This is a genomic window from Shewanella sp. ALD9 (assembly GCF_002836315.1).
GTDB lineage: Bacteria > Pseudomonadota > Gammaproteobacteria > Enterobacterales > Shewanellaceae > Shewanella.
Genome location: NZ_PJCD01000043.1, coordinates 26,329 through 51,106, shown reverse-complemented (window position 1 = coordinate 51,106; position 24,778 = coordinate 26,329). Strand labels below are relative to the sequence as shown.

The 24,778-nt window shown below is 41.8% G+C and carries 21 protein-coding genes; 11 read left to right on the top strand and 10 right to left on the bottom strand.

Annotation, left to right across the window (positions count from 1 at the left end; genetic code table 11):
• Positions 1 to 137: 137 nt before the first annotated feature.
• Positions 138 to 1,001, bottom strand: coding sequence for a YicC/YloC family endoribonuclease (locus CXF88_RS19915; protein ID WP_101088526.1), 864 nt, complete (start codon positions 999 to 1,001; stop codon positions 138 to 140).
• A gap of 177 nt (positions 1,002 to 1,178) precedes the next feature.
• Between CXF88_RS19915 and rph the strand changes: the two genes are divergently transcribed.
• Both rph and pyrE read left to right on the top strand, forming a co-directional pair.
• Positions 1,179 to 1,892, top strand: a complete 714-nt coding sequence (gene rph / locus CXF88_RS19910) for a ribonuclease PH (protein ID WP_011639245.1) — start codon at positions 1,179 to 1,181, stop codon at positions 1,890 to 1,892.
• A gap of 72 nt (positions 1,893 to 1,964) precedes the next feature.
• Complete coding sequence (gene pyrE, locus CXF88_RS19905) at positions 1,965 to 2,606, top strand: orotate phosphoribosyltransferase (RefSeq protein ID WP_101088525.1); 642 nt, start codon at positions 1,965 to 1,967, stop codon at positions 2,604 to 2,606.
• 84 nt (positions 2,607 to 2,690) lie between these two features.
• Here pyrE and folE read toward each other — a convergent pair whose 3' ends face one another.
• The 6 genes from folE to coaBC all read right to left on the bottom strand — a co-directional run bounded on the left by folE (position 2,691) and on the right by coaBC (position 10,354).
• Positions 2,691 to 3,341, bottom strand: a complete 651-nt coding sequence (folE, locus tag CXF88_RS19900; RefSeq protein ID WP_101088524.1) for a GTP cyclohydrolase I FolE — start codon at positions 3,339 to 3,341, stop codon at positions 2,691 to 2,693.
• 178 nt (positions 3,342 to 3,519) lie between these two features.
• Positions 3,520 to 5,496 (bottom strand): S9 family peptidase, encoded by a 1,977-nt coding sequence (locus CXF88_RS19895; RefSeq protein WP_101088523.1) that lies wholly within the window; start codon positions 5,494 to 5,496, stop codon positions 3,520 to 3,522.
• 456 nt (positions 5,497 to 5,952) lie between these two features.
• A complete protein-coding gene (locus CXF88_RS19890) occupies positions 5,953 to 7,905 on the bottom strand; it encodes a S9 family peptidase (protein ID WP_242445218.1) in 1,953 nt (650 codons plus the stop codon).
• Between the two features lie 168 nt (positions 7,906 to 8,073).
• Positions 8,074 to 8,667 carry a nucleoid occlusion factor SlmA gene (gene slmA, locus CXF88_RS19885; RefSeq protein WP_011639240.1) on the bottom strand — a complete coding sequence of 198 codons (594 nt, stop codon included), beginning with the start codon at positions 8,665 to 8,667 and terminating at the stop codon, positions 8,074 to 8,076.
• A 35-nt stretch (positions 8,668 to 8,702) separates the two neighbouring features.
• The gene (dut, locus tag CXF88_RS19880; protein WP_101088521.1) at positions 8,703 to 9,161 is read right to left on the bottom strand and encodes a dUTP diphosphatase; all 459 of its coding nucleotides are present in this window, start codon (positions 9,159 to 9,161) and stop codon (positions 8,703 to 8,705) included.
• Positions 9,158 to 10,354, bottom strand: a complete 1,197-nt coding sequence (coaBC, locus tag CXF88_RS19875; RefSeq protein WP_101088684.1) for a bifunctional phosphopantothenoylcysteine decarboxylase/phosphopantothenate--cysteine ligase CoaBC — start codon at positions 10,352 to 10,354, stop codon at positions 9,158 to 9,160. Before coaBC ends, dut begins: the two co-directional genes overlap by 4 nt.
• A 502-nt stretch (positions 10,355 to 10,856) precedes the next feature.
• Here coaBC and radC point away from each other — a divergent pair.
• The 4 genes from radC (at position 10,857) to argA (ending at position 13,870) form a co-directional block, all read left to right on the top strand.
• The gene (gene radC / locus CXF88_RS19870; protein WP_101088520.1) at positions 10,857 to 11,534 is read left to right on the top strand and encodes a DNA repair protein RadC; all 678 of its coding nucleotides are present in this window, start codon (positions 10,857 to 10,859) and stop codon (positions 11,532 to 11,534) included.
• Positions 11,535 to 11,655: 121 nt separating this feature from the next.
• Positions 11,656 to 11,892, top strand: a complete 237-nt coding sequence (gene rpmB, locus CXF88_RS19865) for a 50S ribosomal protein L28 (protein ID WP_011639236.1) — start codon at positions 11,656 to 11,658, stop codon at positions 11,890 to 11,892.
• 6 nt (positions 11,893 to 11,898) lie between these two features.
• Positions 11,899 to 12,072 carry a 50S ribosomal protein L33 gene (gene rpmG / locus CXF88_RS19860; RefSeq protein ID WP_011494790.1) on the top strand — a complete coding sequence of 58 codons (174 nt, stop codon included), beginning with the start codon at positions 11,899 to 11,901 and terminating at the stop codon, positions 12,070 to 12,072.
• Positions 12,073 to 12,550: 478 nt separating this feature from the next.
• Complete coding sequence (gene argA, locus CXF88_RS19855; RefSeq protein WP_011639235.1) at positions 12,551 to 13,870, top strand: amino-acid N-acetyltransferase; 1,320 nt, start codon at positions 12,551 to 12,553, stop codon at positions 13,868 to 13,870.
• A 114-nt stretch (positions 13,871 to 13,984) separates the two neighbouring features.
• Here the strand turns inward: argA and rarD are convergent, their stop codons facing one another.
• Together rarD and CXF88_RS19845 are read right to left on the bottom strand one after the other, a co-directional pair.
• Positions 13,985 to 14,893 (bottom strand): EamA family transporter RarD, encoded by a 909-nt coding sequence (rarD, locus tag CXF88_RS19850; protein ID WP_101088519.1) that lies wholly within the window; start codon positions 14,891 to 14,893, stop codon positions 13,985 to 13,987.
• A 125-nt stretch (positions 14,894 to 15,018) separates the two neighbouring features.
• A complete protein-coding gene (locus tag CXF88_RS19845; RefSeq protein WP_101088518.1) occupies positions 15,019 to 15,483 on the bottom strand; it encodes a thioesterase family protein in 465 nt (154 codons plus the stop codon).
• A 199-nt stretch (positions 15,484 to 15,682) separates the two neighbouring features.
• Here CXF88_RS19845 and recQ point away from each other — a divergent pair, with 199 nt between their 5' ends.
• Positions 15,683 to 17,530 (top strand): DNA helicase RecQ, encoded by a 1,848-nt coding sequence (gene recQ / locus CXF88_RS19840; RefSeq protein WP_192116157.1) that lies wholly within the window; start codon positions 15,683 to 15,685, stop codon positions 17,528 to 17,530.
• Between the two features lie 4 nt (positions 17,531 to 17,534).
• Here the strand turns inward: recQ and CXF88_RS19835 are convergent, their stop codons facing one another.
• A complete protein-coding gene (locus CXF88_RS19835; protein WP_101088517.1) occupies positions 17,535 to 19,382 on the bottom strand; it encodes a diguanylate cyclase in 1,848 nt (615 codons plus the stop codon).
• A 521-nt stretch (positions 19,383 to 19,903) separates the two neighbouring features.
• Between CXF88_RS19835 and leuA the strand changes: the two genes are divergently transcribed.
• From leuA to leuD, 4 genes are read left to right on the top strand one after another with little or no spacing between them, the layout of a single operon-like run.
• Positions 19,904 to 21,472, top strand: coding sequence for a 2-isopropylmalate synthase (leuA, locus tag CXF88_RS19830; RefSeq protein ID WP_101088516.1), 1,569 nt, complete (start codon positions 19,904 to 19,906; stop codon positions 21,470 to 21,472).
• Positions 21,469 to 22,563, top strand: a complete 1,095-nt coding sequence (leuB, locus tag CXF88_RS19825) for a 3-isopropylmalate dehydrogenase (RefSeq protein WP_101088515.1) — start codon at positions 21,469 to 21,471, stop codon at positions 22,561 to 22,563. The genes leuA and leuB overlap by 4 nt, the downstream gene beginning before the upstream one ends.
• The gene (gene leuC, locus CXF88_RS19820) at positions 22,563 to 23,975 is read left to right on the top strand and encodes a 3-isopropylmalate dehydratase large subunit (protein ID WP_101088514.1); all 1,413 of its coding nucleotides are present in this window, start codon (positions 22,563 to 22,565) and stop codon (positions 23,973 to 23,975) included. The genes leuB and leuC overlap by 1 nt, the downstream gene beginning before the upstream one ends.
• 19 nt (positions 23,976 to 23,994) lie before the next feature.
• Positions 23,995 to 24,600, top strand: coding sequence for a 3-isopropylmalate dehydratase small subunit (leuD, locus tag CXF88_RS19815; protein ID WP_101088513.1), 606 nt, complete (start codon positions 23,995 to 23,997; stop codon positions 24,598 to 24,600).
• Positions 24,601 to 24,778 lie beyond the last annotated feature (178 nt).

Here is a 24,778-nt window from a genome sequence, read left to right as displayed (position 1 = left end):
TTAACGCTTACAGCATGTAAGCCTGAGCTGTTTACTCATTAACATATTCAGCATTGGCTGAAAAATCCAAACCTAAAATCCAAAAAATTAAGCCCAGCAAATGCTGGGCTTAATGTTACTACGTCCAAGCTTTAAGCTTACTCAACGTTTTGGATCTGCTCGCGCATTTGCTCAATCAGTACTTTTAATTCAACTGCGGCAGAAGTGATTTCTGCGCTGATTGATTTAGAGGCTAGGGTGTTTGATTCACGGTTAAACTCTTGCATCATGAAGTCTAGACGGCGGCCTTCGCTGCCACCTTTTTTAAGGATGCGGCGAGCTTCAGTTACGTGAGCTTCAAGGCGGTCCATTTCTTCGGCAACATCTTGCTTTTGCGCCAATAACACCATTTCTTGTTCGATACGGGCAGGGTCTAATTCACCAGCAATATCGGCTAAGCGGTTAGTTAATTTGTCGCGTTGATACTGCATTACCATTGGCATGTGTTCACGCACAACCTTCACTTGCTCCATTACGCCGTCTAAACGGGTCAGTAGCATGTCTTTAATCGCTTCACCTTCACGGCCGCGAGCTTCGATAAACTGATCGATGGCACTGTCGAACGCGATCATTAAATCGGCACCTACACTATCCATATCTTGCTCTGCTGCGGATAGAACGCCAGGCCAGCGCAGTATATCTGTTAGGCTGAGTTCGCCTTGTCCGGCTTCTTGTTTTAACCAGTTTGCTGCACTTAATAGCTGTTTGGCTAAATCTTGATTCAGTTGTAATTCATTACTGCTGTTGTCGGCGAGTTCATAACGTAAATTAACTTCGATTTTGCCGCGATTAAGGCGTTTACGTAAGCGGTCGCGTAAGACAGGTTCAAAGCTGCGAAACTGCTCAGGTAGGCGCAGGTAGGTTTCTAAGTAGCGCTGGTTGACTGAACGGATTTCCCATGAGGCGGTGCCCCATTGTGCTTTGTGCTCGATACGAGCGTAGGCTGTCATGCTTTGGATCATGAAGTGTCCTGTTATGTTATTTACGCGAATGTGAGTTGATTATAGCCGTTTTAGCGGATGGGATTAAAGGATTAGTCGATAGATTTGTGGCTTATCGCTGCTTACCATGGCATCTAACGGCGTGAAGCTCTATAATATGGGCTCAAATATGATATGAATTCGACTACAGGACTTTTCATGCGCCCAAGTAACCGTACACCAGCTCAAACTCGCCCTATCACTATTACGCGTTCTTTTACTGCACATGCTGAAGGCTCTGTTTTAGTTGAGTTTGGCGACACAAAAGTATTATGTACAGCAAGTTTCACTGAAGGCGTGCCGCGCTTTCTTAAAGGCCAAGGCCAAGGTTGGGTAACTGCTGAATACGGTATGTTACCGCGTTCAACTCACAGCCGCATGGACCGTGAAGCGGCTCGTGGTAAGCAGTCTGGCCGTACTCAAGAAATTCAACGTTTAATTGGCCGTGCATTACGTGCAGCTGTAGACATGAAGTTGTTAGGTGAAAACACTATCGTTATCGATTGTGATGTGATTCAAGCCGATGGCGGTACGCGTACTGCGGCTATTACTGGTGCTTGTGTGGCGTTAGTTGATGCGCTTAACTGGGCTCGCGGTAAAGGCATTATTAAAGCTAACCCACTTAAGTTTTTAATTGCTGCTGTGAGTGTTGGTATTTACAAAGGCGAAGCGATCAGTGATTTAGAATACATTGAAGACAGTGCTGCTGAAACTGACATGAACGTTGTGATGACAGAAACCGGTAAGATTATTGAAATTCAAGGAACTGCAGAAGGCGAACCATTTAGCCATGAAGAGTTGCTTGAGTTGTTAGTGTTAGCTAAAAACAGTATTCGCGAAATTGTCGATGTGCAAAAAGCGGCTTTAAGTTAATATGCTGTTGAAAAATGAGGACCGATTACGGTCCTTTTTTTTAATCTAAAATTTGATGAAAGAGGAATAACCGTGAAAGCCTATCAACGCGAATTTATTGAGTTTGCTTTAGCCCGCCAAGTATTACGTTTTGGTGAGTTTACCCTTAAATCTGGCCGTACGAGCCCGTACTTTTTCAATGCTGGATTGTTCAATACGGGTAAAGACTTAGCGCGTTTAGGTCGCTTTTATGCTGCGGCGTTAATGGACTCGGGTATTGAGTTCGATTTGTTATTTGGCCCAGCGTATAAAGGTATTCCGATTGCGACAACCACAGCTGTTGCCTTGTGCGATCATCACGATGTGGATATTCCTTACTGCTTTAACCGTAAAGAAGCCAAAACCCACGGTGAAGGTGGCAGTTTGGTGGGCAGCGAGTTAAAAGGCAAAGTCATGCTGGTGGACGATGTTATCACCGCTGGTACCGCTATTCGCGAATCGATGGAAATTATTAATGCCCACAATGCTCAACTTGCGGGTGTGTTGATTGCATTAGATCGCCAAGAAAAAGGCAAAGGCGAGTTGTCGGCAATTCAAGAAGTGGAACGCGATTTTGGCTGTCAAATTGTGTCGATTATTAAGCTTGCTGATTTAATCAGTTACTTGTCTGAAAAGCCGGGTATGGAAGCAGAACTTGCTTCAGTTAGCGCGTATCGTGAGCAATACGGCATTTAATCTTATTCAGATTTAAACAAAAATGCAGCCCCTATATTATGAAATTAGGTGGCTGCATTTTTATTTGCGTGTTATTTACACACATTATTTTACTTGGTGTAAAAACTCGGCGCGGGTGGCTGGGTTTGATTTAAAAATACCGCCAAGTGCTGTAGTGGTAGTTGAACTGGTTGAGTCCATGACACCGCGAGATTTAACGCAGTAATGCACCGCATCCATTTTTACCGCAACGTCTTTGGTTTCAAGTAGGGTTTGCAGTGCCACTAACACTTGTTGGGTTAGGCGCTCTTGTACTTGTGGGCGTTGGGAAAAGAAGCGCACGATACGATTGATTTTAGACAAGCCAATAATTTTTGTGCGTGGCAAATAGGCCACCGTTGCGAAGCCATCTATGGTCACTAAATGGTGTTCGCAGGTGCTGGTAAGACTGATGTCTTGTACACGCACCATTTCATCAACACCCATTTTGTTTTCGATAACCGTGATCTTAGGGAAGTTTTCGTAATCAAGCCCTGAGAAGATTTCGTCGACATACATTTTTGCAATGCGGCGTGGAGTATCAGCCAAGCTGTCGTCGGTTAGGTCGAGTGACATTAAGGTCAAAATTTCACGCATATGATGTTCAATTTTGACTTTACGTTGTTCAGGCGTGGAAGTTTTTGGCAACATCGGGGTTTCTAGCCCACGGTCTTTTAGTGCTGCTTGTACTTTTATTGCGGCTTCACTGAGTGCCATATATCCTCCAACTACTCGATATCACTGTTTATATGAGTGTACGTTAATACCCACTTGGGCGCCCGTTAAGGGACGAGGAGAATAACGCGATTTGCGCTAAATTAATACTGTAGGTAACAAAAAAGCCGACCCCGTTAGTCGGGTATCGGCTTTTTGTGGTTAAACGTCTAAGCGATATCTACTTTACGTTTAGGTTCTCTTTGATGAACTTAAGCATTTTGTCATAATACTCAGCCCGATTTTCATCGTTGTAGAAGCCATGACCTTCATCGTCTAATATCATTTTTTCAAATGGGTACTCATAAGCTTTCAGCTTTCTCTCTAGTGCTTCATATTGCTCAATTGGCGCTCGTTCATCTTCACCGCCATGTACAATTAATAGCTTAGCTTTTAGCTTGTCGATATTTTCTGATGGTGACATAGCTTTCAGGATAGCGGCATCTTGACCAAGTGCTTTTTTCAAATAACTTAAGCCCATCCGGCGATCTGAAACATCACCTTTATGGAACATTAATGCTAGATCATATACACCAGCAAAACCTACTGCGCATTTGAATAAATCAGGTGCAAGAATCGAACTCTGGAGTGCGCTGTATCCACCAAAACTACCACCGACAATACAGATACGATCTTTATCGACTATGCCTTGTTCAATGACATAGTTAGTGGCATCAATAATATCGTATTGTATTTCAGCACCCCATTTCTTATATCCGGAAAATTCAAAGTCATCTCCATAACCACCAGAGCCACGGAAATTGACTTGTAAAACAGCAATACCTTCTTTTGCAAGCATTTGGTTTTGTGGATCAAATTGCCACCAATCTCGAATGCCATGTGGACCACCATGGGGGTTTACCACTAGAGGTAAGTTTTTAGCGTCTTTGCCTTTTGGCAACGTCAGATAACCGTGAATAGTTTGTCCGTCTCGACTAGTAAATTTAATCGGCTTAACTTCAGCCATATCATCTGGTGTTAACCATTCTCTTGCTGAAACTAAATATCCAAGTTTCATTGTTTCAGCATCGAAAGTGTAATAATCGCCTGGATTGCGATCATTAAAGGCAAACACTATCCACTTATTACCATTGCGAGTTTGACTGACTAAATGCACTTGATGGCCGGGAAGGGCTACTATTAAATCTTTTAGAATTTTTGCTTGTTGATTGTCTGGATTAACAAAGGCATAAGTTGGGTATTCTGCTTCATATTCAACCGCATAAAGTTCTTTTGATACTTCACTAATCCAAAGCTGACTAGGATCGACTAATTCATCTTTTATTAGCGATTTCTTGTCACCGGTGGTGAGGTTAACAGTATAAATACCCAGTGTTTGGTTGTTAACTCGCCCCGCGGCATAGATTATGTTTGGATCCTTGGTAAATGCTACTGGAGTAAAATCGTCTAGACCGAGATTAAGCTGATCAATATTAATCCAGTCGCCTGATTTATAATAAAAAGATTGTTCAATATCGTCTTTGTTTGTACCTTTAACAAGCCTAACTTCGCCATCGTGATCAGTAATAAATTGTGAATAGCTAATAGGCGCGTAGGTAATTTTTCGGCGTGTGCCTCTATAGACATCAACTTTAAAAACAATATGAAGGTTATCTGCTGTTGAAGTACTTCCAGCCCCCCAAGGCAGCGCTTGGACAAGCATGTATCTGTCATCATCTTGTAAAGGATCTAAAATAAATGCTGTACCGCGGTAAGGAGTTTTTTTCTTAATGCTTGAGCCAGTTTGCTGTTCGTTATTTTCGTAGCCAAAAAGATATTCAGCTTGAGAACCATCAGCGTTTACGGCCATTAGTTCACCGTAATACTGAGGATGATCATCCCAACCCTTTAAGTACTCTTTTTCAAATACAATACGATCATCGTTTACCCATACATAATTTCCGACTTGGGCATTAGTACCAAATTGAATAGCATGGACAATTTTTAAGGTTTTTGCGTCTAAAATAATTAAAATACGTTTATCGTCATTGATTGTTTTTGCACTGATATAGTCACCACTAGGTGAATATTTAACATTGCTGTATTCAGACGATTTACTAAACAATTTTGCAGTTGTTAGTGTGTCAGATGCAAAAGATGATGTTATGAAGGCAGGGTAAAGTAATAAAGCCAAAGCGATAAGCTTGGATAGTTTCATTGTACATCCTTGTGGTTTGTTGTGTTTTTGTTTTTATTGTTGCCTATTTGTTTCTGGCGCAATTTTAAAATAAAAGAGTATTTATTTCAATCAAAGAAAGATTAAGTTGTATCAGTATTTTTATTCAGAAGAAACAACATGTGAGGTATAAAATGCGCAGCATAAATACAGTCCGTGTAATTAATGTTAAAAATGTAACGGTATTGTATTTAATTCAAGTGGTCGGAGCAATACGTACTCATTATTTATTCATTGAGATGAGGTGGAAATATGGACGTATATTACGACTTCCAATTTATGTTGATACCCGTTTGGTTGGCCTCTTTGCGCGGTTGAATTTGCTTGAAAGTCATAACGCAGGTACAAAAAAAGCCGACCCCCGTTTGCCGGGTATCGGCTTGTTGATATAATATTTTTTAGCTCATTAGCTCATTAGCTCATTAGCTCATTAGCTCATTACGATTTAATGTTTAGGTTCTTTTTAAGAAATAGAAGCATTTTTTCATAATATTGGGCACGATTGTCATCATTGTAGAAACCATGGCCTTCATCATCCATCACCAGTTTTTCATAGGGATAATCATGTGCTTTAAGGGCTTTTTCTAGTGATTCTAGTTGTTCAATGGGCGCTCGTTCATCGTCACCGCCATGCACTAGAAGCAAGTTTGCTTTCAGCTTATCTACATTTTCTGAGGGAGACATCGCCCTTAGTACTTCACTATTTTGACCTAAAACATTTTTAAGGTAACTAGTACCCGAAGCACTATTTGCAATATCTCCTTCATCGAACATCAGTTCTAAATTATAAATCCCTGCAAAACCGATAGCGCATTTGAACAGATCGGGTTCAAGTATTGCGCTTTGCAATGCACTATAACCACCAAAACTACCACCAGAAATACAGATACGGTTTTTATCTACATAACCTTGCTCAATGACATAATGAGTGGCATCGAGAATGTCATATTGTATTTCTGAACCCCATTTTTGGAATCCAGCTTGTTCAAAGTTTTGTCCAAAACCACCTGAACCACGAAAATTGACTTGTAATACAGCCATCCCTTGATTTGCTAGCATTTGGTTTTGAGTATTAAACCCCCATTCATCTCTTACTCCATGCGGACCACCATGGGGATTGACTACAAGAGGGAGGTTTTTCGCTTCTTTATCATAAGGTAATGTTAAATAGCCGCTAATGACTTTACCGTCTCGGCTGGTAAAACTAATTGGCTTCACTTCTGACATTCGCGCTGGGTCGAGCCATTTCTTGGCAGAGGCTAAGTGTTGGAGTGTGATGGCCTTGGTATCAAATATATAATAATCACCGGGATTTCGATCGTTAAATGCCACCACGATGAGTTTTTCTGAATGACGAGTTTCGCTAACAATACGAACTTGATGGCCAGGTAATGATGCGAGCAACTGCTTTAGCAATTTTGAATGACTGTCTTCTGGATTGACGAAAGCGTAAGACGGATAACCATTTTCAAATTCAACTGCATAGAGTTTTTTGGTAGCTTGGTTTATCCAGTAATTACTGGGATCACTTTTGTCATCTTTAATAATTTGCGTTTTTTCACCTGTTTCTAGATTGATTTCATAAATCCCTAAGGTTTCGCCTTTTACCCGAGCCGCTGCATAAATACTGTTTTTATTTTCGGCAAAAGATATTGGGTAGAAATCATCCAAATTGAGTTTGAGGTTATCGGTGTTAAGCCATTCGCGGTCTTGACGATAAAATACTTTTGTTATGTTGTTTTCATCTTCGCCTGCAACAAAGCGTACTTCACCATCGTGATCGGTTAAAAATCGAGAGTAACCTATAGGCGAAGTGGTGACTTTTCTGCGGAACCCTTTGTATAAATCTACACGGTATACAGTCTGTGATAATTCATAGTTTAAAGAATTAGACTCATTCCATGGGATTGCATTGACGAGCATATAGCGGTCGTCATCGGGAAGGGGATCTAAAATAAATGCCGTTGCTCTTATGGGGGTATTTTTCTTTAGATGTGAACCAGTTTGTTGCTCGCCGCTATTAAAACCAAAAAGGTAAGTTGCTCTTGAGCCATCGGCATTAACAGCCATTAGCTCACCATAATACAGCGGTACGTCACTCCAACCTTTTAAATATTCTTTTTGCAGTACGATTCTTTCATTATTGACCCAAGCGTAATTACCTACTTGGGCATTGCCAGGGAAAAATATCGCGTGATGTATTTGTTTTGTTTTTGCATTTAATATTAGTAGCTTGTCTTTACCATTATGTTTGGTTATTGCACTAATATAGTCGCCTGTTGGAGATATTTTTACATTGCTAAATTCAGCCCCTCGGCTAAATAGTCGTGCAGTAGAAAGGCTTTCTGCTGCAAATGCATGGGTGAATAGGCCACCACAGACAAGTAACATAATGGTTAGGTATTTGGTGAAAATCATGAGACATCCTTGTTTAATCGTTCGTTCTTACTTCGTTTTTATGTGGTATAAATATTCGATCTGATACGGTTTAAGGGTAAAGGAAGAGTAAGTAGCATTGGCAGCAAAAGGACCGAACTAGCATCCTTTATTGATGCGATATTAACTTCTTAACAATTGCTGTTGAATAAACGTCCACTGTTCATCAAAGTGTTGTGTTGGCTTTTGTTTAAACTCACTGCGGACAAATTGTGAAATACGTCCTTCTGCAAAGGCTAGCAACAAGTTAGCTAAAATAGCTTCATCGATATTAAAGCCTACGCCTTCACGCAAGGTTTTTTCACGTAGAATTTGTTTGATGTGTGTTTCTATTTTGGCAAATAATACGTCAATTCTACTGCGTAAACGCTCGTTTTCACCTAGCAAGGCATCGCCATTAAGCACCCTTGAGATGCCTGGGTTACGTTCAGAAAATACTAATAGCAGGTGTAATACCAACTGGCAGCGGGTCATGGTGTCTTTTTCTTCGTCCATGATGATGTTTAAGCGTGATAAAATCGCATCTTCAATAAATTCGATTAAGCCTTCGAACATCCGCGCTTTACTGGGGAAGTGTCTGTACAGTGCAGCTTCTGACACGCCCACTTCGGCGGCGAGCTTTGCTGTTGTTATACGTTGACCTGGGCTGGTTTCGAGCATTTGTGCTAAGCATTGTAAAATATGCTCACGACGATTTATTTTAGGGCTTTCAGCCATTATCTGTTCCTTGGCTCAGTGACTACTTGAAAAGGTTATTTGGTGCCTGAATGACCAAAACCGCCTTCTCCACGATCTGAGCTATTAAACTCATCCACTACGGTAAACGTTGCCTGTACAACGGGTACAAACATCAATTGGGCTAATCGATCGCCAATTTCGAGAGTAAATGGTTTATCACTTCTGTTCCAACATGACACCATTAACTGTCCTTGGTAATCGGAGTCAATTAAGCCGACTAGATTACCCAAAACAATGCCATGTTTATGGCCCATGCCTGAGCGCGGTAAAATCACAGCGGCAAGGCCTGGGTCTGCCACATGAATGGCGATACCTGTTGGAATCAATACAGTTTGATTTGGCTCAATGACCATTGCGCTGTCGATCATGGCACGTAAATCCATGCCTGCGCTACCGGGTGTCGCATAAGCTGGCAATGGAAATTCACTGCCTATACGTGAGTCGATAATTTTTAGTTCAATGGGTGTTTTCATGATTTTTTTAATTGTTTTTCTATCAATGTAAGTAATTGGCGCGCCAGTGTCAGTTTGTCTGTTGCGGGCAGTTGTTGGCTGCCGTCTTGCCAAAATACCTGTAGTGCATTGCTATCGGCATTAAAGCCTAAGCCTTGAATAGAAACATCATTGGCGGCAATCATATCAAGCTTTTTGCGTTGAAGTTTGCCACGGGCGTATTGCTCTACATCGTTGGTTTCTGCTGCAAAGCCTACAGTGAATGGACGAGGAGTGTGCTGAGCTACCGTGGCTAAGATATCAGGATTCCGCACTAGCGCAAGTTGCATTTGTTCAGCCGATTTTTTTATTTTTTGATCCGCAACGTCAGCAATCCGATAATCAGCTACTGCGGCGCAACCAATAAAAATATCATGTTGTTCAACCTGTTCCATCACAGCATCAAGCATTTGTTGTGCTGAACCCACATCAATGCGTGTAACACCTGCTGGGGTGGCTAGATTAACCGGACCTGAGACTAATGTGACGGTTGCGCCCATTTCCGCAGCTGCTTGGGCTATAGAGAAACCCATTTTTCCTGAGCTGTGGTTGGAGATATAGCGCACTGGGTCAATCGCTTCACGCGTTGGCCCTGCGGTAATGAGTAACTGATGACCTTGTAATATCTTGGGGCCAAAAAATTGTATCAGTTGTTCTGCCATCACCACGGGTTCTTGCATTCTGCCAGGGCCGACTTCACCGCATGCTTGATTACCTGAGGCGGGTTGCCAAATGGTAAAGCCTTTACGGGCTAAATTAGCCATGTTTTCTTGGGTCGCAATATTTTGGTACATTTGCTGGTTCATTGCAGGGCAAACAATGACGGGGGCGCTGGTCGCTAAACAGGTGGTTGTTAACAAGTCATCTGCCATGCCGGCATTAATACGTGCCATTAAATTTGCCGTAGCAGGTGCAAGCAATACAACATCAGCCCAACGAGCGAGTTCGATATGACCCATAGCCGCCTCTGCTGCGGGATCGAGCAAATCTGAGGCTACTGGATGGCCTGAGAGCGCTTGTATGGTTAATGGGGTGATAAACTCCATAGCGCTCTGAGTCATGATGACACGCACGTCTGCGCCACGCTCTTTTAATCGGCGGATCAAGTCTGCACTTTTATATGCGGCAATACCGCCACCAATTCCGAGTAATACTTTTTTATTTGTCAGCATGATGCACATTATCCGACTCAAACCTAATTGCGGCTAACAATATCACAAACCTATGACAATTTGCGCAGATCCAATCTCAAAAATATCGACCATACTGTGTAATACCAATCCTATTAAATATGTGATCTTTCAGCGGGAGTTCAAAGTGCTGTAGGCAAGGCAGATGATTGAAGCGAATAGTGATTCTATTTTGAAAACATCTAACGAAGCATAAAGTACTTTGAAACCCGCCAGAAAGGAGTCTCTCAGGTATTCCACTTCTGTGTTGCATCGATTTAAAAGGGAACAGCCATTTCTACATCAATGCGCCTTGAATTAAAAAACCTGAGAGACTCTGAACTGATCAGATATTTAATGAGATTGGTATAAGCAATTCGAACTCTATTTTTGAAAAAGACAACAATTCGTTATTGGTACTGCGCTTGCTGATTCTGTGTTGTTTTTGTTATTCAGAGTCGACTTAATACGTTTAATGGCATCGCCACATTGAATATAAGGGACATTCATGGGAATTAAAGATTGGCCACAAGGAGAAGGACCGCGAGAAAAATTATTGCTCAAAGGTGCAGGGCATCTTTCGGATGCAGAATTGCTTGCGGTGATATTACGTAATGGTCTGGCAGGGCAAAATGCGGTCGATTTAGCCCGAAACATGATTAATCAGTTTGGTGGTTTGCGCAGTTTACTGAGCGCACCTAAAAGCCAAGTATGTAAATTAGCCGGTGTTGGGCCGGTAAAATATGCTCAATTACAGGCTGCAGCGGAAATTTCTAAGCGAATTGCTCATGAAAATCTACAAAGAGGGCAAATTTTGACAAATCCTGATTTAACTCGGGACTATTTAATGAGACAATTGGCAGACCGATCCTATGAAGTGTTCGCCTTACTATTGTTGGATACCCAACATAGAGTCATTCAATTTGTAGAATTATTTCGTGGCACCATCGATTCTGCTTCTGTTTATCCTCGCGAGGTTGTAAGCCTTGTTTTGGAGAAAAAAGCGGCAGCGGTAATTGTGTGTCACAATCACCCGTCTGGCATTGCAGAGCCAAGTCAGGCTGATCGGCGAATAACTGAGCGAATAAAAAATGCATTGGCAACCATAGATGTTTCTTTGTTAGATCATATGGTTGTAGGTGATCAGGAGATAGTCTCCTTTGCCGAGCGTGGGTGGATTGTATAAACACTGCTTGATCTTCTATGGTCAATCGTGTATAAAATGCGCCCTCTTTGTGCCTCGGGCGACGGCCATACGAGGCACATTAATGCTCGAGCGTTAAAAATTTGTTTTGGAGAAGATTGACATGTCAAGAGTATGCCAAGTAACTGGCAAGAAGCCAATGGTTGGTAACAACCGTTCGCACGCAAAAAATTCGACTCGTCGTCGTTTTTTACCTAACCTACAAAACCACCGTTTTTGGTTAGAAGAAGAAAAGCGTTTCGTGCAATTACGTGTATCTACTAAAGGTATCCGTATTATCGACAAGAAAGGTATTGAAGTGATTGTTAAAGAACTTCGTGCCCGTGGCGAGAAGGTATAATAGAAAATGGCTAAATCTAAAGGTAATCGTGAGAAGATCAAATTAGTATCTAGTGCTAAAACTGGTCACTTCTACACTACTGAAAAGAACAAGCGTAACATGCCTGAAAAAATGGAAATCAAGAAATTTGATCCAGTCATTCGTCAGCACGTTATGTACAAAGAAGCTAAAATCAAGTAATTGATTTTTGATTCTTAAAAAAGCCCCTTAATTGGGGCTTTTTTTATGCCTGTTTGAAAATAGTCTATACTGAATCGAACAATAATCAGCTGAGTAAACACCGTTAGTCAGGTTCTGAATTTAGTCTATACAGCAGTTGTTTATGTCACGAGGTGCATGGCTAATGTCATTGGATTTTATTGAGCCATTTCCGCATGGTCATATCGCCATTATGTTGAAATATTGCTATACAGATGTGATGCAAATATCATAATTAAATGCGTAAAGTATTATTAACGGCTAAAACAAGCTAACTTTTTGGCTGTAATGATTTTTTCATAATAAATTGAGACACTGTGTTTTACTTGAAGTGAAATAAAATGCTTTAAAAGTGAATTAAAATGCAATACCATTCTTTTTTGATACAGCAAACCGTCATGTGGCATTTATTGTCATCGTCATTAATGAACATCAAACCTATACCGAGGTGAATTTGCCCGTGAGAACCACTGAATTAGTTGATGGATTTCGTCATTCTGCACCCTATGTTAATGCTCATAGAGGTAAAACTTTTGTCGTTATGTTGGGTGGTGAAGCATTAGCGCACCCACAATTCCGCGGTATTTTAAATGATGTGGCTTTGTTGCATTCACTTGGGATTGAGGTGGTATTAGTTTATGGAGCAAGACCACAGATTGACGCAGGTTTAAAGGCGGCTGGAATTGAACCGGCATATCACAATGGTATTCGTATTACCGATGATGAAACCCTGAAGATTATCAAGCAGGTTGCTGGGGCGACTCAATTTGATATTACTGCTAGGTTGTCGATGAGCTTGGGCAATACGCCAATGCAAAATGCGCAAATAAACCTTGTGAGTGGTAATTTTGTTATTGCACAACCATTAGGTGTAGATGACGGTGTCGATTTTTGTTTAAGTGGCAAGGTGCGCCGTATTGATGCGCAAGGCTTACGTCGTCAATTAGACAATAACGGTATTGTATTAATGGGGCCAATTGCCGCTTCTGTTACAGGTGAAAGCTTTAACCTGACCGCTGAAGAAGTTGCGACCCAAGTAGCGATTAAGTTAAAGGCCGATAAGATTATTGGTTTTAGTGATACCAACGGCCTTATCGGTAAAAATGGTGAAGTGATTGCCGAGCTGATGCCGGACGATATTGAAGAAATGCTTAAGACGATGGCTGTAGATGACCATACTTCAGTTGGCACCGTTGCATTCTTAAAAGCCAGTATTGAAGCATGCCGCCGAGGTGTACCTCGTTGCCACTTAGTCAGTTATTTAGAAGATGGTGCGTTACTGCAAGAGTTGTTTTCACGCGAAGGGATTGGTACCCAAATTGTTACCCAAAGCGCCGAACGTTTACGTAGAGCGACTATTAGCGACATAGGCGGTATCTTAAACCTTATTCGCCCATTGGAAGAGCAAGGCATTTTGGTGCGTCGCTCACGCGAGCAACTCGAGATGGAAATTGAACAGTTTATGCTGGTTGAGCGCGACAACTTAGTGATTGGTTGTGCAGCTTTGTATCCGTTTGAAGAAGACAATGCGGGTGAGTTTGCGTGTTTAGTGGTTCATCCTGATTATCGCGATGCTGATCGTGGTAGCATTTTGCTTAATAACATTATTGGCCAAGCTCGCGTGCGTGGTTATTCACGTCTATTTGCGTTAACGACCCGTAGTATCCATTGGTTTTTAGAGCATGGCTTTAATATTGTTGATGTTGAAGAACTGCCGAATAAGAAAAAACAGCTGTATAACTATCAGCGTCGTTCAAAAATTCTTGCGTTAGATTTGTAGAAGTAACAAGGCCGTTAACACATAAAAAAGCCGGATGAGTATAAAATCATTCGGCTTTTTTGTGGGTGAAGCATCAGTGCTTTGAGTGACTTCATTTTCCCATTGTAGAGCTTATTATGCTGACGCTTTGGCTAAGGCGTTACGTCGTTGACGTTGCAATATCATGTCGCCAACAAAGATAACTAACGCGCCCCAAATAAATCCAAAGGTAATGCCTTTTTCGATATCAAACGGTTCATTAAACAGTTTTACCGCTAAGATGAACATGATACTTGGGCCAATATATTGGAAAAAACCTAAAATCGAAAATGGAATTCTGACAGCGGAACCCGCAAAACACAGTAACGGAATCGTTGTGACAATACCCGCAGCGACTAGGAGTAAATTCAGGTCGAGAGTGTTGGTTAGCATGCTCGTTGTCGAACTGTCTAAGGTGATGAATAGATAACCCAGAGCGATAGGTAACAAGATTGCTGTTTCGACTAATAAACCTGATTTTGCGTCAATATTAACTTTTTTGCGCAGTAAACCATAAAACCCAAAGCTGGCTGCCAAGGCTAATGATAAAAGCGGAATAGAGCCAAAAGAGATCAACTGCACTAGTACTCCTATACTGGCCAACGCCACTGCAACCCATTGCAATTTTCGCAAACGCTCACCCAGAAATACCATTCCCAATAAGACGTTAAACAGCGGGTTGATAAAATAGCCTAGGCTAGCATCGAGCATGTGGTCGTTGTTGACTGCCCAAATAAAAATCAGCCAATTAGCGGCAATTAATATTGAGGTGATCAGCAATATTAATAATTGCTTGGGCTGTTTTAAAATCAAACGTAAACGGCTAAATCCACCAATAAATTGCATCAAAATAACCATGAATATAAATGACCAAATGACACGGTGCATTAATATTTCGGTGGCAGGGACATGATGTAATAACTTGAAATAAAGCGGGGCAATACCCCAGATGGTGTAGGCGCAAATGGCGAGAAGCACCCCTTTACGATATTCTAAATCAGGCATAGTAAGTCAACAGTGGGGAGAACTAAAAGAGAGGGCGATTGTAGGTCGCCCCCTAGAATGACACAAGTGCTTAAGCGATTTCTTTTATCGCTAGAGTGTCAGTTATATATTGCGATAATGACCGTTTAGCCCACCATATATGTGCCAGTCCCAAATGCGATGTGAACACCTTGTTCATTGTGTAATTCCATCCGGCAAACGGATACACGATTACCAGAGCGAATAACCGTGCCAGTGCCAGTGAAGATTTCACCCCGACCGGGACGTAAAAAGTCGACCCGCATATCAATAGTGCCTAAGGTGGTTAAGCGTTGTTGTAATTCTTCAAGAGTCCAATCTTCTCTACTGGCAACTAGCCCGGCAAATACTGTCAGTCCGCCGACAACATCAAGTAATGTCGCAGTGACACCACCATGAAGAATATTTTGATGAATATTGCCGATAAGCTCGGGTTTCATTTTTATCACCACTTCAACCCCATTGATGTCGTAGTGTTTGATATCTAAACCGAGTAAATTATGAAATGGAACATGTTGATCAAAAACATCAGCAACTTGCTGTAAAGCTTGAGTTTGAATAGATGTGGTCATGAGCAATCCTTGTCGTTTTATTCTTATTATCGTTGTTATTTATAGGGGAGACTTACTGCCATAGAGTATTTAATCTAACCCTAAAGTGGCGTCGACTCAATCATCTATCTTGGATGAAAACAACGCAAAGGTGTTTTGGTTCAAGACATCTGTGGCTCAGTGCTTTAAAATGAGTGCCCTTTGAATGATGATGTTGTTAATGGATACTCCGATTTCGACCAATATTGCGTCCTCAGATGTGTTGACGACAGAGCAAGATGTACTTGCCGCGAGCCTGCAGCAAGTTTTTGGTTATCGCGCCTTTCGTGAAGGGCAGCGAGAAGTCATTGAGCAAAGTTTACAGGGCCAAGATACCTTAGTGATTATGCCTACCGGTGGCGGCAAAAGTATGTGCTATCAATTGCCTGCTATTGTGTTGCCTGGTGTGACCGTGGTGGTGTCGCCATTAATTTCGTTAATGAAAGACCAAGTCGACAGTTTACTGCAAAGTGGTGTGTCAGCTGCTTATCTCAATTCATCTTTACCGCGTGAGCAAAGTGCTGAGGTGTTACGTAAATTACATGCTGGTGAGATTAAATTGTTGTATGTCTCTCCAGAGCGACTTTTGCGTCCTGATTTTATTGAGCGTCTGCAATCGGTTGATGTTTCAATGTTTGCAGTTGATGAAGCCCATTGTATTAGCCAATGGGGCCATGATTTTAGACCTGAATATGCGGCATTAGGGCAGTTAAAAGAATACTTTCCTTACTTACCTTTAATGGCCTTAACTGCAACCGCAGATCATGCCACGCGTTTGAGTATTTGCGAGCGCTTAGGGGTAACCCCTTATACCTTGTTGTCGAGTTTTGACCGTCCAAATATCCGTTATACCGTGGCTGAAAAGCTTAATGCGGCTAATCAATTACGTCAGTTTCTAACTATTCAAAATGGCACTAGTGGGATTGTGTATTGCAGCAGTCGTCGTCGAGTTGATGAGGTGGCCGAGCGTTTACGCTTACAAGGATTTAATGCTCAAGCATACCATGCCGGTTTGAGCCAGGAAGAGCGTGGTAACGTTCAAGATAAATTTCTAAAAGATCAAATCGATATTGTGGTGGCTACGGTGGCCTTTGGCATGGGGATTAATAAATCTAACGTACGCTTTGTGGTGCATTACGATATTCCTAAAAGCATTGAAGCTTATTACCAAGAAACAGGCCGTGCAGGCCGCGATGGTTTAGATGCAGAAGCTTATATGTTATTTGATCCTGCCGATATAGGCCGGGTTAGGCATTTGATTGAGCAATCTGAACCTGGGCCTCAACAACAAGTCGAATTTCATAAATTGCATACCATGGCAGCATTTGCTGAAGCGCAAACGTGTCGTCGCCAAGTGTTGTTAAACTACTTTGATGAAGTGGCATCAAAACCTTGTGGTAACTGTGATATCTGTCTTGATCCACCCAAGCGATATGATGGTACTGAAGATGCGCAAAAAGTACTGTCTTGTATTTATCGTTTACAGCAACGTTTTGGTATCCACCATGTAATTGAAGTATTGCGCGGTTCAAAAGCGGCCAACATAGTGGATAGAGGCCATGATAAGTTATCGACATGGGGCATTGGTAAAGATAAATCAACTGAGTTTTGGCTCAGTGTTATCCGCCAATTAATTCATTTAGGTTTGATGAGTCAGGATATTACCCGCGGCTCTGCAATTAAGCTTAACCCTGCCGCAAGACCAATCCTTAAAGCTGAGTTATCGCTAATGTTAGCGGAACCTCGGATTCAATTGATTGATGTAAAGCGCAAACCCAATGGACGTGCACCGCAACAGTATGATCGTAAGTTGTTTGCTCGATTAAAATTACTGCGTCGCGAACTAGCTGAGAAAAATGACATTCCACCCTATTTAGTCTTTAACGACGCAACACTCGCAGAGATGTGTGCGATGCTGCCCACAAGCCCTGGCGAGATGCTCGCGGTAAATGGTGTTGGGCAGATTAAGCTTGACCGATTTGGTGGCGAATTTTTAGATGAAATTTCTGATTATTTGACCAAAGGTTAGTGATTTAGTTTTCATCATTAGAACTGTTTTTCTCTTGAGATTTTATTTTATTTAATTGATTTAATACTGCTTTTTTAACGAGTACTTCAAAAGTATCAAGTTGTTGTAAACTCGCCATACCAATATTTACTTTGAGCTCGGATTTCCATTCACCAAGTACTTGCTCTATTTGGGTTATGACTCTTGCCGCCCCCACTGACGATGCGTGTGGCAAGATAATAATGAGTTCATTAGTATTATGCCGAAACAATTGGTCTTGCTCTCTAAGTGTATTTTTGAGCCGCGGAATAATAAAGGGTATATCCTCAATATTGTTATTACTGATATTAATCAGTAGCATACTTAATTGATAGTGCCCTTGTTTGGCATTATCTAACATATTGTCTATACGGTGCTGCTGGCTTTCTTCTTGAGCATTCACATTATTGAGTCGCTGTGGTTTACGGGCCAAAAATAGGACTAATCCAACAGACAGTAACAAAATCATCAAGGCGGTAATGGTTAAATTTTGATTGATGTTGCTGACAGGTTTCTCTGGTGGTGTACTGGCTTCACTTTGTGCTGTTATTCTGGCTTTATACTGCATAAAGTGGGCATTGTTTAACTTGGCCGCAGCTTGTTTAGCTGCACCAAAACGCTGCACCTGAAATTGATAAGCCGATTCAAATTGATTTTGTTCAGCGTAATATTGACTGATTATCTGGTTAAACTCCTCTAAATCCGAAAATTGCTCAAGTTCAGTGGCTTGCTCAATAATTTCATTTAGCAGTGACAAGGCTTGGTTGTCTTTATGTTGTGCAAAATACACTTTGGCTAATGTACGCTTGATGCGCATGACGTTGATTGGTTCTTGGTATTTTTTGAATAGTTCGATGCTCGATAAAGCGAGTTGTTCAGCAATATCATAATCGCCAACATACAAGTGAACACTTGCCAGTAAGGAATTACTGGTGGTTAAATCTCTTTCTGAGGTGTTTTTACTATTTGCAGCCTCAGCTTTTTTGAGGTAGTAAAGTACTTTTTTTCTATTGTTCAATGTAATACTGATACGAGCTAAATTAATTGCAAATGCAAATTCTAGCTTGCCAAAAGTAGATGAATCTTCATATGTTAATTCAGCAAAGTGTAATGCCTCTTTGAGATCCCCCATTGAAAAAAATACATTTGCAATTTCAGATAACAAGTATGATTTAGGGACCAAATACCAATCCTGAAATTGTGCCTGAGCATCACTAAAAATATCTAATGCTAAACGTAAATCCTCAATCGATTGGTTATAGTTTTCTAGGCTGGTGTTTTGACTACTGCTTAGAAAAAGACTATTTACAATAGCTTGTTTTTCAGAATAACGCTTGGCTAAACGTAGTGCTTCCTCTGTGAGAAGCTGCTCTTGCAGTATATTACCAAGGCTCTGATGTGCAGCGGCTTGGCATTGTATAAAGTAGGGGCGAGCTGTGTCGTACTTAAACTGTCTAGCATTTATTTCACCTTGTTTTGCTAAGGTGATTGCTTGGTTAAACTCATTAAACTCTAATAAGTTAAAACAATGTAATAGTGTTAAGCGCAGAGCATTTATATTGGTTAGTGGTTGTTTAGCGTGTTGTTGCTCGAGTGAATCAATGAGTATTTTGGCGTCTGCAGATCTTTGAGTATTAATATTGCTGATCACATCGAGTTGTTCTCGAGCGCTCAGTTGTTGAGTTTCGGCAATGATATCGGTGGAAAGTAATAAACGTTGCGATGGTTGAGCCAAAACTGCCGTAGTCGCTAAATATAGTGTGAGGCCAAAGATTAAAGCAAAAATGCGACTAAAGTTATATTCAATACTCTTTTTCGACAACATCATCGTCATATATCTACTTAACATGGGGTGATAGCAGTATACGATTATTTATATCCAGATACATAAAAATATAATCGATGCAGCAACTTAGATTGATGTTTATTTGCACTTTGAGAGGTAAGTTCATTAATTGAAAGCGAATCAATATTGGCTGATAATGTCGCTGGTTAACTGTAATGAAGCACTAGTACGCTATCATCTTTTTCACGTTGACCAAATTAGGGTTGACACAGACGGCTGGTCGCGTTACATATTAGGCATAGACATATTTTGTACGTCAATCATTTAGCATAATTAGTTATTAAAAGTGAATACTAACGTCATGAATACACAATCAGCTTTACTCGGACTCCTCCTCCTCTCACGCATATCCTGCGCGGAGTCCTTTGTGTTACATGTAAAATAATTCATTAAACATACACAAACCCCGCGCTAATTGTCGCGGGGTTTTTTTTTAGCCCTTTTGAAATGAAGCCGTTGTGTACCTCGCAGCTAATTCAAATAAACATGATGGTCGATGGAGAAATTCGATGTCCAATAGAGTCATAATCTTTGATACTACCTTACGTGATGGTGAGCAAGCATTAGCAGCCAGTTTAACCGTTAAAGAAAAGCTACAAATTGCGTTGGCTCTAGAGCGTTTAGGTGTAGATGTAATGGAAGTGGGTTTTCCTGTTTCTTCTCCGGGCGATTTTAAATCGGTGCAGACCATTGCTAAAACCATTAAAAACAGCCGTGTGTGTGCGCTATCTCGTGCACTTGAAAAAGACATCGATGCTGCAGCCCAGGCTTTGTCGGTTGCCGATCAATTTCGAATTCATACCTTTATCTCTACTTCGACCATTCATGTTGAAAGTAAATTAAAGCGCTCTTTTGATGATGTATTAGAGATGGCCGTTAATGCGGTTAAATACGCCAGACGATTTACAGATGACGTTGAGTTTTCATGTGAAGATGCTGGTCGCACACCAATCGATAATTTATGTCGTATGGTTGAGGCGGCGATTAAAGCCGGTGCTCGTACCATTAATATTCCTGACACCGTAGGTTACACAGTGCCAAGCGAGTTTGGTGGCATTATTCAAACCTTATTTAATCGGGTTCCTAATATCGATCAAGCCGTTATCTCGGTTCATTGTCATGATGATTTAGGCTTGTCGGTGGCCAATTCAATTGCTGCAGTTGAAATGGGCGCCCGCCAAGTTGAATGTACTATTAATGGTATTGGTGAACGTGCCGGTAACTGTTCGTTAGAAGAAATCGCCATGATTATTGCAACTCGCAAAGATTTGTTAGATTTAGACTGTGGTATTAATGCCAAAGAAATTCACCGCACCTCATCGCTAGTGAGTCAATTATGTAATATGCCGATCCAAGCCAATAAAGCGATTGTGGGAACTAATGCATTTTCTCATTCATCGGGCATTCATCAAGACGGTATGCTTAAAGCCAAAAATACTTACGAGATCATGACACCAGAAAGTATTGGCTTAAACCGTAATAATTTGAACATGACTTCACGCTCTGGTCGCCATGTGATTAAACATCGCATGGAAGAAATGGGTTACCAACAAACTGACTATGACATGGACAGTCTTTACGAGCAGTTTTTGACCTTAGCAGATAAAAAAGGCCAAGTGTTCGATTATGATTTAGAAGCATTGGTATTCATGGAGTCGCAAGCGCAAGATGACGATAAGTACCAGCTTCAGCACATGATGGTGCATTCTGATTCGACTGAAGGTGTCGCCACTGCCACGGTACGTATTGCTGTTGATGGCAACGATATTACTGAGGCTGCTACGGGCAATGGTCCTGTTGATGCAGCATACAATGCTATTGCACGCGCAACAGAGCGTAAAATTAATATCACTAATTACAAGTTAAGCGCGAAAGGCGAAGGTCAAAATGCGCTTGGGCAAGTTGATATTACCGCAAAATATAATGAACAAATGTTCCACGGCGTTGGCTTAGCCACAGACGTCGTCGAAGCATCAGCTCAAGCGTTAGTACATGTGATGAACTTAGTGTACCGCGCAGATAAAGTGGCTGACTTTAAACAACAGATCCATAAAGAAAGGGAGTTAGGCGGCGTATGAGTTATCAAATAGCAGTTTTGTCGGGTGATGGTATTGGTCCTGAAGTGATGGCTGAAGCGCGTAAAGTGCTCAGTGCTGTTGAGACACGTTTTGGGCTGGATATTCAATACACCGAATTTGATGTCGGCGGTATTGCCATTGATAACCATGGCTGTCCTTTACCTGACGCGACTTTAAAAGGCTGCGAAGCCGCGGATGCGATTTTATTCGGCAGTGTCGGTGGCCCTAAGTGGGAAAATTTGCCACCAAACGATCAACCTGAACGCGGCGCATTATTGCCATTGCGCGGACACTTTGAGCTATTTTGTAATTTACGCCCAGCCAAATTACATGACGGCTTAGAGCATATGTCACCGCTTCGTAGTGATATATCAGCCCGTGGTTTTGACGTGTTGTGTGTCCGTGAATTAACTGGTGGTATTTACTTTGGTAAGCCGAAAGGGCGCCAAGGTGAAGGAAATGATGAAGAAGCCTTTGATACCATGCGTTATAGCCGTCGCGAAATTAGTCGTATTGCTCGTATTGCTTTTGAAGCCGCGCGTGGACGTAAAAATAAGGTGACTTCGGTAGACAAGGCCAACGTATTAGCCTGTTCAGTATTATGGCGCCAAGTGGTAGAGGAAGTTGCTAAAGACTTTCCGGATGTCACTTTAGAACACATCTATATTGATAACGCGACTATGCAGCTATTACGTCGTCCTGATGAGTTTGATGTGATGTTATGTTCTAACTTGTTTGGTGATATTTTATCAGACGAAATTGCCATGTTAACTGGCTCTATGGGGTTATTGTCTTCGGCAAGCATGAATAGCTCTGGTTTTGGCTTATTTGAACCAGCCGGTGGCAGTGCGCCAGATATTGCTGGCCAAGGTATTGCTAATCCGGTAGCACAAATTTTATCTGCTGCATTAATGTTACGTCACAGCCTAAAGCAAGAAGAGGCGGCAAGCGCTATTGAACGTGCAGTGACAAAAGCATTGGCAAGTGGTTATCTAACCGGTGAATTATTGGCTGCAGACAAACGCAGCGAAGCTAAGTCGACAGCGCAAATGGGTGACTTTATCACCCAGGCAATAAAGGAAGGTGTGTAATGGCCCAAGTGACAGGTAAAACCTTATATGAAAAAGTGTGGGACTCACACATTGTTGCCAGTCCAGAAGGTGAAGCGCCAGTTGTGTATGTTGATCGTCATTTAGTCCATGAAGTCACATCACCACAAGCATTTAGCGGTTTAAAAGTGGCTGGGCGTAAACTCCGCGCGCCACAAAAAACCTTTGCCACAATGGACCACAATACCTCAACTCGCAGCGCCAGTTTAGATGCGTTAAGCCCAATGGCGCGTACTCAAGTTGAAACACTGGCACAGAATTGTAAAGAGTTTGGCGTGCGCTTGTATGACATTCATCATCCTAATCAAGGCATTGTTCATGTAATGGGGCCAGAGCTGGGGATTACCTTACCCGGTACTGTGATTGTGTGTGGTGATTCTCACACCGCGACCCATGGCGCATTTGGCGCGTTAGCATTTGGTATTGGCACATCAGAAGTTGAGCATGTGTTAGCAACCCAGACACTACGTCAGTTAAAAGCCAAGAATATGAAAGTTGAAGTGCGTGGCAAAGTAACCGATGGCGTGACGGCTAAAGATATCGTGTTAGCTATTATCGGTAAGCTTGGCATGGATGGTGGTACAGGTTTCGTGGTTGAGTTTTGTGGTGAAGCCATTGAAGCATTAACCATGGAAGGCCGCATGACCTTATGTAATATGGCCATTGAAATGGGCGCTAAAGCTGGCATGGTTGCGCCTGATGAAACCACATTTAACTATCTTAAAGGTCGTGAATTTGCGCCTAAAGATGCAATGTGGGAACAAGCTGTTGCAGCATGGTCTGAGCTTAAATCTGACGCAGATGCTGTGTTTGATGTTGAAGTGGTATTAGATGCCAACGATATTGCGCCGCAGTTAACCTGGGGCACTAACCCTGGTCAAGTCGTTGCGATTGATGGTGTAGTACCTAATCCAGAAACTGAAACCAACAGCACCAATCGCACCAGTATGATTAAAGCATTAGAGTATATCGGCCTGACGCCGGGCACTAAGATGACTGACATTAGCATTAATAAAGTGTTTATTGGCTCTTGTACTAACTCGCGTATTGAAGATTTACGATCCGCTGCTGTGCACGCTAAAAACCGTAAAGTTGCAGAGGGTGTTGTGGCGATTGTGGTACCCGGTTCTGGCCAAGTGAAGTTACAGGCAGAGGCAGAAGGTTTAGATAAAATCTTTATTGAAGCTGGTTTTGAATGGCGTTTACCAGGTTGCTCGATGTGTTTAGCGATGAATGATGACCGTTTAGAAGCTGGCGATCGTTGTGCATCAACCAGTAACCGTAACTTCGAAGGCCGTCAAGGTCGTGGTAGTCGTACTCATTTGGTGAGCCCTGCTATGGCAGCCGCTGCAGCAGTAGCTGGTCACTTTGTTGATATTCGTAAACCTTACTAAACCGAGAGAGGAGATAAACATGCAAGCATTTACTGCCCATACCGGTTTAGCGGTAGCCATTGATAGCGCTAATGTCGATACCGATCAGATTATTCCTAAGCAATTTTTGTCTAAAGTCACCCGTGATGGTTTTGGTGTGCACTTATTTCATGATTGGCGTTACTTGGATGATGCAGGCGATCAGCCTAATCCTGATTTTGTACTTAATCAGCCACGTTTTAAAGGCGCTTCTATTTTATTAGCACAAGAAAACTTTGGTTGTGGATCGTCGCGCGAGCATGCGCCATGGGCACTAGCTGATTTTGGCTTTAGAGTGATCATCGCGCCGACGTTTGCCGATATTTTTTACGGTAATTCGATTAATAACGGTCTGTTACCCGTTAAATTAACATCGGCACAAGTACAACAATTAATGGATGAAGTGGCAGCCAATGAGGGAGCAAAAATTACCGTTGATTTACAAGCTCTCACAGTTACGTCACCTTCAGGAAGCGTGTTTGATTTCGCTATTGTGGAGTCTGCTCGACATAAGTTATTGAATGGTCTTGATGCGATTGGTTTGACGTTGTCATTTGAACAACAAATCAGTGATTATGAAACTCACATACCTGCCTGGTTCGCATAATCGGCTATTTCGGAATGTTTGAGAGTACCGTTTAAATAGCATGAACTATAAATTAAAAACCTCTTGATGATGTCATCAAGAGGTTTTTTTGTTTTTAATTGTAAACGTTTTTATGTCACTATTTTGTAATATAAGTACTGGGTGGACTTATTTTAGATGAATATCGTTAATTATTTAA